Source organism: Candidatus Zixiibacteriota bacterium (assembly GCA_040756055.1).
Lineage (GTDB): Bacteria > Zixibacteria > MSB-5A5 > GN15 > FEB-12.
This window is the reverse complement of record JBFLZR010000005.1, coordinates 37,711-49,637: the sequence shown is the minus strand read 5'-3', so window position 1 is coordinate 49,637 and position 11,927 is coordinate 37,711. Positions and strand designations below refer to the sequence as shown.

Here is an 11,927-nt window from a genome sequence, read left to right as displayed (position 1 = left end):
AGGCTATTCCCTGCTAAAGTGCCCTTCTAAATCATATCCCTGTGAGGCTGTAATGGTGACGCGACAGATATCGCCGATCCCGGGATTCCCCCCTGTGACATACACTTCCTGGTCAATCTCGGGACAGTCCGCACAGGTGCGTCCAATCGCGCCGCCATCATCACAAATCGCATCTATGATAACATCCCGCTGACTGCCTATCAAGGAGTTATTTTTGGCAAAGGCTATTTCCTGCTGCAGCATCATAAGCTCATCGAGTCTCCGGAATTTCTCCTCCTCAGAAATCTGGCCCGGGAGATCCGCCGCCGGCGTATCGTCTTCAGGCGAATAACCAAACACCCCCAACCGGTCGAACTCAAAGTCCGACACAAAGCTCTGCAACTCGCCGAACTGCTCGATGGTCTCGCCGGGGTACCCTACTATAAAAGTGGTTCGTATGGTCGCCTCAGACGAGGCTCGCCTTATTTTGTCCAAAAGTCCGATAATCCCATCGCGGTCGATTTTGCGGTTCATGGACTTCAGAATTTCCGAATTTATATGTTGCAACGGCAAATCGAAATACGGAAGGGTCTTGCTGCCGGATACGAGATACTCGACAAGCCCATCCGCAACATGGGCCGGATGAAGATACATCAGGCGAATCCACTTCACCCCCTCGATCGACTCCAGTTCTTTCAGGAGAGAAACGATGTCGACCTTCGCCGACGCCGGGTAGTCGTGGCCATACAGAGTTGAGTCTTGAGATACGAGTATCAACTCTCTCTTGCCGTGCTCGGCGAGATACCTGGCCTCGGCCAAAATCGATTCCATTGGGCGACTACGATACTGGCCCCTGATCCTGGGGATGGCACAATAAGCGCAAAGATTATCGCAGCCATCGGAGATCTTAAGGTATGCGTAAGGAGAGTCAGCATCAATGAACCGTTCGCCAAAATCCAGATAAGCCAGTCGGCGGGAATCCACTACCACCGGCTTGCTTGAAACTGTACCTTTCTTGACAGCATCAGCGATGGCATCGAGCTGACCCAGCCCGAAAGCGCCGTCCAACTCCGGCATGCCCTGAAGCAGTTCTTCCCCGTTGCGTTGCGAAAGACAACCGGTGGCGAAAAGAGTTTTAACGCCGGCGGATTTCTTCAGTTGGCCAAGGCGCAGCAACTCGAAGATGGACTCCTCCTTGGCCGGAAGAATAAACCCGCAGGTATTCACGATAATCGATTCCGCCTGCTCGGGATCGAACACCGGCTGATGGCCATCGGCCATCAACCGCGCCGAAATATAATCGGCGTCGACATCGTTTTTCGGACACCCCAGCTTATGGATATAGAATTTCAAGCTACAGCCTTACTCTCTCGACAGAATCCGGAAAATTGGGTTGAAACCACGTATCATCACAGTTAAGACGATAATCCTGTTTGAGAAACAAGATGGTATTCGCTTCTTCGTTAACGTCGAGATAGTCAAATCGTTTCAATCTTTTCGTGTCTTTGTCAACCGTAACATACAACGAATCGGGATAACTACCGCCGCCTTCTGATTTCCTGACGAGCCGATAGCGATGGTTCTTTTTCACTACGTGTGTGTTATAAAAGTCGCCGAGCTTTATTATGAAGGAAAATTCCTCGTCACCGGCTGAGGTCGGCTCCATCTTTTCGATAATTACCTGGCCGCTTCCTTCGGAATAACTATACCTGTATTCACCGTCACACAGAAATTTATCTTGTCCGATCTCGATATTATAGCGACCATCCCTGGCAAGATAGGCGGTGCCCGTAGCCGTATCAACCTGGTCGAAAACATCGGACTCGATAATGCTCATAAATTCAAAATGAGAGCAACCATCCTCCCCGAGCATGGCTTTTATCTGCTCGAAGACATCCGTATCCGCTGAAATACCGGTTGTCAGAAGCAGCCCGGCTACCGTCGCCAGCATTGTTCTCATAATTGATTTATACATAAGATATTTCAATCAGTTCTGTTCGGAATCGACAATGGTCGACCGGTCAGGAGAGGCGAACAGAGTCTCGAGGTACGACCTGTCGACCAGAACGTCGCGTGCTTTGGAGCCGTCAAAGGACGAGACGATGCCGGCCTGTTCCAGTTTGTCGATGAGACGGGCGGCTCTTTGATAGCCGATTCCCAAGCGCCTTTGCAGAAGCGACACAGAACCCTGTTTATGCCTGACGACAACCTCGGCGGCCTCCTTAAACAGCGGATCGCCGAAATCTACATCGGCCTCCTCGGTTGCCTCGCCGGTCGCCTGGGTGATGCTCTCAAGAGCCATCGGCTCGAGACCCTGATCTTTTATAAACTTGACGATGGCCTCTGTCTCCTCGCTCGAGACATATGCGCCGTGAATTCTGACGGGTTCGGGCTGCCCCGTCTGCAGAAATAGCATATCACCATTACCCAGCAATTTCTCGGCGCCGTTGGCGTCAATAATCGTTCGTGAATCCACCTTTGACGACACCTGGAAGGCTACTCTCGCCGGGAAGTTGGCCTTGATAAGACCGGTGATGACATCGACCGATGGTCGCTGGGTGGCCAGAATCAAATGGATGCCAACGGCACGCGACATCTGTGCCAGTCGCGTGATTAGCATTTCCGTACGGGACGAAGTCGCCGACATCATCATGTCAGCCAACTCGTCGACACAAATCACAATGTATGGTAACTTATCTTCTTCCTTCTGCTGCTTCTGATTGTAGTCAACGATGTTCCTGACAGAAAGATTGGCCAACTTGCGGTAACGGGTTTCCATCTCCTTAACGGCATCGGCGAGCACTTTCTCGGCTCTTTTGGGATTGGTCACCACCGGCCGCCCCATGTGAGGTATACCACTGTAAACTGACAACTCGAGCATTTTGGGATCGATGAAAATTAAACGCAACTGATAAGGGTGCAGACGGTACAGTAGCGACGTAATCATTATATTCAGACAGACTGATTTGCCCGACCCGGTCGCTCCGGCGATAAGAAGATGTGGCATCCTGGCCAGATCGGCGACGAACGGTTTACCGGATGTCGTCTTACCCATAGCCAGCGGCAATCTCAGCGATGGATTGTGGAACTGCTCGGAAACAAGAATGTCTTTCAAATAGACAGTCTGGGCCTGCCTGTTTGGTATCTCGATGCCGACCGCTGCCTTTCCCGGTATCGGCGCTATGATACGGATTCGTTTGGCCTTGAGCGCCAGCGCAAGATCATCGGACAGGTTAAGAATCTGATTTACCTTAATACCGGATCCGGGCTTGAATTCGAAGCGGGTAATCACCGGCCCCGGATAGTGACTTATATTCCCCTCAAGTCTAACTCCAAAAGTCTCCAGAGTCTCCCGTAGCATCCGGGCGGTCATGTTCAATTCATCGGTGTCAACCGATGTCGTCTCATTTGGATTCTCGTGAAGAAGTTCCACGGATGGATAAGTATAGTCAACCGACTTTAGCTGAAGCTGCTGGGCTTTTTTCGCGGCGGAAGTTTTTCGTTCCCCGCTGATTCTGTCCGAAGGTTCCGGGCGCTCTTCTTCGGTTACATCATCGCTGGCTTCTTTTTCAGGTTCCCCATCGAGAACTTCGTCATCTTGTCCCACCTCTCCTTCATCTTCTTCATCTTCCTCACTCTCATCGGAACTGCCCCTCTCAAAGAGTGTCGTGAGCCAGTTGAAGCTGAAGATGGCTCGACCAACCGAGACGAAGGCGTCGAACACTTTTCTAAACGCGCCCGCTGATGGAACCGGCATTTTGACCGACAGCGCCGGGGTAATTGACGTGTAGAGTATCAGTAGAATTAAGATAATACCGCTCAAAACGATATATGAACCTGTCTCACCTATTAGTTTAACTGAGAAAGCCGTTAACCGGTCACCGAGCAGGCCACCGGCGAAGTCTTTTTCCGCTGTAATCTCACGCGTGGTGTACAGATGGATGTTATAAATCATGGTAGCCAGAAGCGAGGCTACGAACAGCAGAAAGCTGTTGAGACGAAGTTTCTCACCGAATTCCGACGCGAAAATGCGGAGCGATACAAGGATTAGACCGAAGGGAACAAAAAATGACAGCCAACCCAGCGCGGCCAGCAACAGGTATGAAAGGTAGGCTCCGACGATACCCGCCTGGTTACGGATCTGGATCTCATGCAGTTTGAGGCCTTCGTCAATTTGTCCCGTGATTCGCTGGTCATCGATCCCCCTGTGAGTGACGAGCGATACCAGAATCAGCAGGGCCAACAGAAAAAGAACCACTCCCCACGCCTTCTGACGGCGCTCTTTGGGTTTGCGACTTTTCTTTCGAGCCATACGTCGGTCAAGTTCGAGAATGTAGCGGTAAAAATCAATTAAAAATCAATGAAAAAGGCAGGGCATAAGCACCCTGCCTCGGGTAAATCACGGTTGTCAACGTTACTTCTTGACTTCTTCCTTGAGATTCTTTCCGGCCTTGAAAACGGGGACGCGCGTAGCGGGAATTGAGATCGTCTCACCTGTCTGCGGGTTACGTCCGGTGCGGGCCTTGCGTTCGGAAACCGAGAACGTGCCGAATCCGGCGAAGCTTACCTTCCCACCGTCTTTGAGCTGCTTGGTGATTCCAGTCATGAAGGCTTCAAGGGCTTCGGTTGCCTGTTTTTTGGAAATAGTGGCGGTATCAGCCATCAAAGCAATCATCTCATCTTTAGTCATAGCTATACTCCAATTTTCAATTAAAGGTTAACAGATTCTAACAGTAATAACGCTAAAAACTTCTCCAACCGTAGTATTGTCAACTAAAATTGAAAAAAATGTGAGTGAAAACGCGCTAAAATAAAGGCTTTTCGGCTTTTACTGGAGGCTTTCCAGGAAGGTGTCGTGGTTGCTGTCGATCTTTATTTCAGGTATCTCGGTAACGAAGAGTTTGAAACCGAAGCCGCGGTTTGAGCCTATCGGGACCCAGTAGAGACTTCCCGACCAGCAATGGAGCTGGCGCACAATGTTCACCGCGTTGTTTACGGTCAGTCCGCGTTCGATATCGTACTGCTGCGAATAAGTTATCGAGGTCGTCGGCGTTAATTTAAAACTAAGATTCATGCGGATGAAACTCCGCTTGGTCCACGCTTCTCCACGGCCGGATTCAGTATAGCTGTAGGTCGCCGTGAGACTCCACCCCGTCGCTCGCGTGCCACCAGTCTGCGTGGGTGCGACTGGCTGAGCATAATCGGCAATTGATTCATAGTCGCGCAGTGAACCTCTCTCGACTTGCTCGTCCGGGTCATCGAAAAGAAAGTTCTTTCCGGCTATCCTGAAATTCGCATCAACGTTAAAGTAGGTTAAATATGGCGACCAGAAATCGAGCTCGTCGTTTTCGGGATTGTAGAAAGTGTGCGTCATCGAGCCGCTAAGGCTCTGTATTATCGGCAAAGCCGAAGAACTGAAACTCGTTGAGAGATTCGAAAGAGGTTTATCTTCCTTCTCAAAATCGTAAGAGAAATTCGACGAAACGGACAACAGATCCTTGTTTACCTCGTTTTCTCCCTTGCGATACTTGGCTTGGAACAGGTTCTCCAGCCTGAAGCCCATCACCGAGCTTTTTTTGCTGCCGGCTCCGCCGCCGGCAAAAGCACGAACCTCCGGGTGCAGATCTATGTCCGGGTAGTAGGTATAGGAAACTGTTGGTGTGATGACGTGCCTCAAACCGGTCAGACCGGCGATATTCGGATACACCGTTCCATACAGCTTGGTATTCGCGGAGACACCTGTATTCCATGCATATGTGCGGTAAGTAGTAGAGGCGTCTATGGCTTTATCTATTGACTGGTCCGTTTCATATATCCTGATCCATGTCTCGGAGTAACTGAACCTCGGCGTTAGATTCAGATAATTGCCGAATTTGATACCCGGAAGAGTGATGCTCGGATTGTGATTGATCTGTGCGTACTTTTTTCGACTGCGATAGGAAAGAGTGTCGACAGTCTCAACCACAGTCGTATCCCAAGGAGTCAGCGAACTGTCTATAGTCGTATCGATCGCTAAGACATAAGTTGAATCCCGCGTGATTCGACTGGAAAAATTCGTCAGGTTGGGCGAATAGCTCAGGACAATATCGTTGTACCACTTTTTGACGAGCTGTCCTGACTCATCTTTGGAGCCGCTTCCGAACGGCCAAATCCTGGGAAATGACATTGACAGATTCGGAATATTGTCCGTCCGGGATTCAGCATCCAGATCGACGTTGTGTGTAACGGTACCGCTAAGGGAAATGCCGTTAGCGAAGCGTTTGGAGAACGACAGTTGCGATTTGGTATTCCGGTTAAGACGTTCCTCAAGGTTCTGCGAATAGTCGGTATAATAAGATTTGTCGGACTGAAAATCGGCACTGGACCTGATAGAAAACGATGGCGAGAAGGTGTGGTTGTAGACACCCCTGAGTGTCCATCGGTTCGATTTTGATTCCGAGGCTACCGAAGTACTGTACGCAGTCTCTCTGGCGTAGCTTCCCGCTAAATAGCCATCCAGAAGGTATCTCTTCTTGAAGTCCATCCGGGTGTTAAATGCCAACGTCTGCTGTATTTCGTGATAGTCCATTGAAGCGCGCAAGTCCCAGTATTCTGAAGCAGCCCAGTAGTAACCGACATCCCTGATGTACCTGTCCCCCGTTTGGAACTGACCGAAGGTGAACGGCAGAAATCCGGAGTGTCGTCCTTTTTTGAGCGGGAACACATAGTACGGCAGCGCGAAAACGGGAATTCGTTCAACATAGAATACGACCGGTTTGGCTATCAGCTTATCATCCTGAATCAGCTTCATGTGCTTTGAATGAAAATGGAAATGCGGTTCCTCGGCGTCGCATGTCGTATAGCGACCGTCATCGACATAAACGATACGCTCCTGCTCGCGATACAGCTTGTCGCCGTAGTAGAGTCCTGCCTGATAATCGGATTTGGACTGGATTATGCGGCCCTTCTCGGTATCTATAGAATACAAAAGGTAATCGCCGTAAATTTCCTGAGATTTGTCGCGCAGAATCACCGGGATGCTGTTTGGTTGTATCTGCGCCGCGACACTGTACTTAGTACCGACAGTATCCTGATCAAGATAGGCCGAATATGCTTCGATGATCTTTTGCCTGGTATCGAACGAAATCTTATGGGCATCCAAGGCGACAGTACCCGATTGAACGTGCGATGCCCGCTCCAGATAAATCAGGGAATCGGCTATATGGTATTCAATGAACTTCCCGTTATAATCGATAGTGTCCACCTGCATCACGAGAGCCGTATCCGCAGCGCGTGTTTTCGATGTTATATACCGTCCGACAGCGCCACCGACAACGTCTACCCTCTCCAGCCCCTCCTGCTCGATATAGAAACGAATCGTATCGCCCGACACACTGTTTTGATGCGTCTCTGCGCCGCCTCGGGGCGATGGGAAATACCATGAGTAAGCCTGCCCCCAGCAGGTGATGTTACTGAGTTCACCCTGATCGAAGTCGAGGATTATCCGATTTCCCGAAAGAATCGACTCATCGTAGTAACCTTTGACCGTATCGATGGGCTCTTTGAATTCTCCCCTGGCGGTGTCAACCACGTCTATGCGCGACAGCACGTCGTTTTCCGAGTATATGGCGATCAGGCTGCCGGAGACGGTCGATTTGCCGCGGATCAGCGAGGGTTGATCGAACAGGTCCACCGTGTTGGTTTCAGTTTTCATCACGGCGCAGCCCGAAGCCGATGAGAACTCACTCGAGGTTATCTTTACGTCACCATAAGCCTCAGCCGTCTTCGTCGCCGCGTCATACTCAACCGTATTGGCGATTACTTCGATCATATTCACACTGTCGGGGTACTTGATATAGACCACCGGGCGTTGTTCCATAATGAAGTACTTGGCTTTATCGGAGAAGAAGGCATGAGTGCCGACAGCGTACAGCGAGTCAAGATATGACCACAGCTCGACTCTCTTGCCCAGAGCCAGCGCTTCCTCAGTCGTCAAGTCGTAGAAGACAGAGTCGGACTCGAGACGGTAATCCCTTTCGTCGATAAGCACGTGGCCGTTCAGACGAACGTTTTCCCCCTTAAGCCAGCGAGCGGAATCGCAGTAGATGAAGCCGGTCTCGGTCTTGAAGGCGACATGGCCGGTGACGTAGGAGATGTAACGGTTATCACTGGAAAGGACGACCTCGAACTGGTCGGCGTGGTGCAGAACGAGCTTCTGTTTTTGCTGGGAATAACTTGTTGTCGCCAGAGCAAGTATCGCCAAGAGCGTGATTATGTGACCTGTCGACTTAGGCACTCTCGAGTATCCTTTTGAGTTGTTCGCGGTATTGTCCAATGATCCCGCTTTCGGCGCCGCCAAGTTGAGCCAGTTTCGCGCTGCCGCCGCCCTTGAGGCCGGCTTGTGCCGTCAGATTTTTCGCTATCTGCGACGCCTGCATCGAACATCCTTCCGAAACCGCGATAATCAATCTGCCTTCCGTAAACAGCACCGCGACGCCATTGACAATCTCAGCCGTCTGCCCTGCCAATTGACCGGCCAAACGCACATCGAAACTCCCTATGTTCTCGCAAACCAACCTGATGCCGTTATGCTCGGTTGCGCTTTTCGCCAATTCCTGCGCTCTGGCCGGCAACCCATCTTTGAGTACCCGGACCAATTCCTGTTTGACTGCCTTATTTTCTTCTTGAAGCTTGATCAGCTTCTCCGGAAGGTCAACAACGTTGCACGTCAGGCTCTGCGCGATTCGATCGGAGACATCGTAGCGCGTCCGATAGTCCTCAAACGCTTTAACACCGGAAAAAAATTTTACCAGCGGCCGGCCGCGCAATTTTTCGGTTCCGATAATCTTGATGATTCCGACCTCCCCGGTTGTTGCGCAGTGAGTGCCTCCGCAGGCCGAGTAGTCCAGCTCTCCGATCTTGATGACACGGATTTCACCTCCGCGGGTCGGCGCCCGGCGTAGCGGTGTATCGGCCACCTGGGAACTGTCGATAAATAGAATCTCGATTGGGAGGTTATCAAACACTATCTGCATTGCGAATTGTTCGGCCTCGTCGAGTTGCGCCGCGCTTATCTCTTTCGTATCGAACTCAATAGCTCCGTATTCCTCACCGAGATGAACCGAGACCGTATTGAACCCGAATAAACGGACAAAGGTCTGGCTGAGAATGTGCTGCGCGGTGTGCTGCTGGCGGTGCCTTTGCCGACGGGATTTGTCAATAACACCCTTAACCGCGGCTCCGACACTGCCAACAGGCCGCCCTGAAATGTGCCACACCTCGCCGGAATTACTCTCGATTACATCGACTATCTCGACGTCATTCAGTCTGCCGGTATCATGCTGTTGACCGCCTGATGTAGGATAGAAAGCCGAACGGTCGAGCACCGTGAAAAAGCGCTCCTCGTGCTGACCACCGCCGACAATCGTAGCATCGAATTCCAGGAGGAAAGGATCTTTGTAATATAGTCTTGTCGTCATCTTATCTTATGATACTCTGATTCGCTCAATCGTTTCTACAATTTTTCCCCGATTTGGACGACATTGACCGAGCAAATTCCGGCCGCACCCGGATCAAGCCATGGTGTTGCGAAGGGTACCTATCCCCTCCAGTTTGACCTCGATGATATCGCCGGATTTCATCGGCGCAATTCCGGCCGGGGTTCCGGTGGAAATCAGGTCACCCGGATTAAGGGTCATCACCGAAGAAATGTAACTTACCAGATACGGGATGTCGAAGATCATGAGCGAGGTTCTACCCGACTGCTTTACCTCACCGTTCAGTACGCCCTCAACCAGAACATCCTGATACTTCAAGTCCGTCACAATCCAGGGGCCGACCGGGCAGAAAGTATCAAAACCTTTGGCCCGCGACCACTGGCCGTCTTTCTTCTGAAGGTCCCTGGCGGTGACATCGTTGACACAGGTGTAACCGAATACGTACTTGATGGCGTCATCGCGGGAGACCCCCTTGGCTGTCTGACCGACTACAACTCCGAGCTCAGCCTCATAATCAACTCGCTGGGACTGCGGCGGATATATGATTTTCTCGTCCTGACCGATTACCGATGACGGCGGTTTGAGGAAAATCAAAGGGTATTCCGGGGCCTCGTTGGCAGATTGAGAAGCCTTAACGTGGGCGTGGTAATTCAGTCCGATACAGACCACCTTGGAGGGCTCGACCGGAGCCAGCAGCTGTACTTCATCGAGCTTGTATTTATCGCCTGTTTCCATCCCCCCAAGCCAGGGAGCCTTGTCCAGGGCCGTCACATTGTCGACTTCAAGAGAACCGTATCTTGGCAGATTCTGCCCCTTTGGACTGAAACGAACATACTTTTTGTTCATATCTCAATTTTTCCCTTTCGACCTCGCTTCGAGGATCAGTTCGATTGACGAATTATAAGAATAAATAGCGATATTCCGGGGGAAGCAACATAATATCAGACTTCTTTGGTTTTCCATCGTCCGAGCTTGAATACAAAGGCGAGAATAATCCCCTTGGCCACTGAAGTGAAGGTGAGGGTCCACCAGACTCCGTTGATGCCCCAGTCAAGATGGAAAGCCAGGTAATAGGCCAGAGGGACCCTGGCCAGTGATAGCGGGATCATGACCAACGTCGGCGGGAGGGTATCGCCAGCTCCCCCAAAAGCGCCTTCAAGAACAATTTCCAGCGCCATAGCCATCTGAGAGATACCGAGAATGATCAGATAGTCAATTGCGATCCCGAGCACTTCGGAGTGATCGGTGAAGACGGCGGCGATCTGTCTGGGGAAAATTATGAATATCACAGATATGACAAAGGTGATGGCGACCGCGATGCCAACCGCACCCCACGCGCATCTGGCTGCCCGATCCGGTTTTTTGGCGCCCAGGTTCTGGCCGACCATAGTCGAAGCGGCGACCGAAAATCCGTAGCAGGTCAGATATGAAAACGATTCCATCCGATTTCCTATTCCCATCGCGGCGGCAGCGGCTTCCCCGTAGACATGAACAACTTTGATGAGAAACCAATAGACAACGACAAAGATAAACTGCTGACTGGCGATTGGCATACCGATACGCGCGATCTTGATCATTGAGTTAAGATGCGGCGTTATTGAGAATGGTTTGTCAACCGGGTATCCGAGTTTGCCTTTCATCAATAGAATCGTGATAACCGCCGCGCCGGCCGTTACTGATATAGATGTTGCCAGGCTGGCGCCCGCCACTCCGAGAGCAGGTATCGGTCCCAGACCAAAAATCAAAAGCGGGTCCAGGGCGGCATTCAGAAGCACCCCTCCTATGCCAACAAGAGTGGGAGTCCGGGTATCTCCCGAAGCACGAAATATGGCGTAGACCAGGTCCTGCCCGAAAAAGAAAAGAGCCGAAGCAAAAAATATCCTCAAATACGGTGAAGCCAGCACATGGGTGGCCGGGCTGGTGTCCATGAAATTAAGTATGCTCGGAGTGAGCAGGTATCCCGCCGCGCCAAAAAACAGCGACAGGACTACGGCCATAGCTATACCCTGCTTTATATAGTACGTGACTTTATTATAGTCCCGGGCCCCGACATATCTGGCGACCAGAGCCGTAATACCGACGGAAATAATGGTCATAAGGGCGTAGACCGTCCAGGTAATCACCATCGAACTGGTGACAGCATCCTGGGCGGTAGGACCCAGCCTGCCGACCCAGTAGTAGTCGGTCGAGGATAGGGCGAACTGCATGAACATGGCCAGCACAACCGGTACGGCCAGACTGAAGATCGACCTCGAGATCGAACCGTTCGTTATTTTATCATCCGGCTGTGTTGAGAATGTCGATTCCTGCATTTTTTCGCGCGCGATTTGAGTATTTCGGAATAAGGTAGCCTTTCACGGTTGTTGTCTCAAGCTAAATCTTATCGACACCGCCGCTTGACAAAGACTGTTCATCCCATTTTATTAGGCAGACAGGATTGTCTTATTTACCTTTATACACCAAATGGGGAGG

8 protein-coding genes are annotated in these 11,927 nt (G+C 51.1%); all 8 read right to left on the bottom strand.

The genetic code is table 11. The annotated features are described in order from the left end of the window. Positions 1 to 3 precede the first annotated feature (3 nt). The 8 genes from rimO to AB1483_10095 all read right to left on the bottom strand — a co-directional run bounded on the left by rimO (position 4) and on the right by AB1483_10095 (position 11,767). Positions 4 to 1,332, bottom strand: a complete 1,329-nt coding sequence (gene rimO / locus AB1483_10130) for a 30S ribosomal protein S12 methylthiotransferase RimO (GenBank protein MEW6412815.1) — start codon at positions 1,330 to 1,332, stop codon at positions 4 to 6. Between the two features lies 1 nt (position 1,333). Further along, complete coding sequence (locus tag AB1483_10125; protein ID MEW6412814.1) at positions 1,334 to 1,930, bottom strand: outer membrane lipoprotein carrier protein LolA; 597 nt, start codon at positions 1,928 to 1,930, stop codon at positions 1,334 to 1,336. Positions 1,931 to 1,966: 36 nt separating this feature from the next. Then, the gene (locus tag AB1483_10120) at positions 1,967 to 4,291 is read right to left on the bottom strand and encodes a DNA translocase FtsK 4TM domain-containing protein (protein ID MEW6412813.1); all 2,325 of its coding nucleotides are present in this window, start codon (positions 4,289 to 4,291) and stop codon (positions 1,967 to 1,969) included. Positions 4,292 to 4,393: 102 nt separating this feature from the next. After that, a complete protein-coding gene (locus AB1483_10115; GenBank protein ID MEW6412812.1) occupies positions 4,394 to 4,669 on the bottom strand; it encodes an HU family DNA-binding protein in 276 nt (91 codons plus the stop codon). A gap of 138 nt (positions 4,670 to 4,807) precedes the next feature. Beyond that, on the bottom strand, positions 4,808 to 8,254 hold the full coding sequence (locus AB1483_10110) for a putative LPS assembly protein LptD (GenBank protein ID MEW6412811.1): 3,447 nt from the start codon (positions 8,252 to 8,254) through the stop codon (positions 4,808 to 4,810). Next, on the bottom strand, positions 8,247 to 9,437 hold the full coding sequence (locus tag AB1483_10105) for a hypothetical protein (protein MEW6412810.1): 1,191 nt from the start codon (positions 9,435 to 9,437) through the stop codon (positions 8,247 to 8,249). Before AB1483_10105 ends, AB1483_10110 begins: the two co-directional genes overlap by 8 nt. Before the next feature lie 93 nt (positions 9,438 to 9,530). Further along, a complete protein-coding gene (locus AB1483_10100) occupies positions 9,531 to 10,301 on the bottom strand; it encodes a fumarylacetoacetate hydrolase family protein (protein ID MEW6412809.1) in 771 nt (256 codons plus the stop codon). Positions 10,302 to 10,396: 95 nt separating this feature from the next. Then, positions 10,397 to 11,767 carry an MATE family efflux transporter gene (locus tag AB1483_10095; GenBank protein MEW6412808.1) on the bottom strand — a complete coding sequence of 457 codons (1,371 nt, stop codon included), beginning with the start codon at positions 11,765 to 11,767 and terminating at the stop codon, positions 10,397 to 10,399. Positions 11,768 to 11,927: the final 160 nt, after the last annotated feature.

Bases quoted from the DNA above. Each gene is read 5' to 3' on its own strand.
- AB1483_10095 (MEW6412808.1), bottom strand. From the start codon at position 11,767: ATGCAGGAATCGACATTCTCAACACAGCCGGATGATAAAATAACGAAC.
- AB1483_10115 (MEW6412812.1), bottom strand. From the start codon at position 4,669: ATGACTAAAGATGAGATGATTGCTTTGATGGCTGATACCGCCACTATT.
- AB1483_10120 (MEW6412813.1), bottom strand. From the start codon at position 4,291: ATGGCTCGAAAGAAAAGTCGCAAACCCAAAGAGCGCCGTCAGAAGGCG.
- AB1483_10105 (MEW6412810.1), bottom strand. From the start codon at position 9,437: ATGACGACAAGACTATATTACAAAGATCCTTTCCTCCTGGAATTCGAT.
- AB1483_10100 (MEW6412809.1), bottom strand. From the start codon at position 10,301: ATGAACAAAAAGTATGTTCGTTTCAGTCCAAAGGGGCAGAATCTGCCA.
- AB1483_10125 (MEW6412814.1), bottom strand. From the start codon at position 1,930: ATGCTGGCGACGGTAGCCGGGCTGCTTCTGACAACCGGTATTTCAGCG.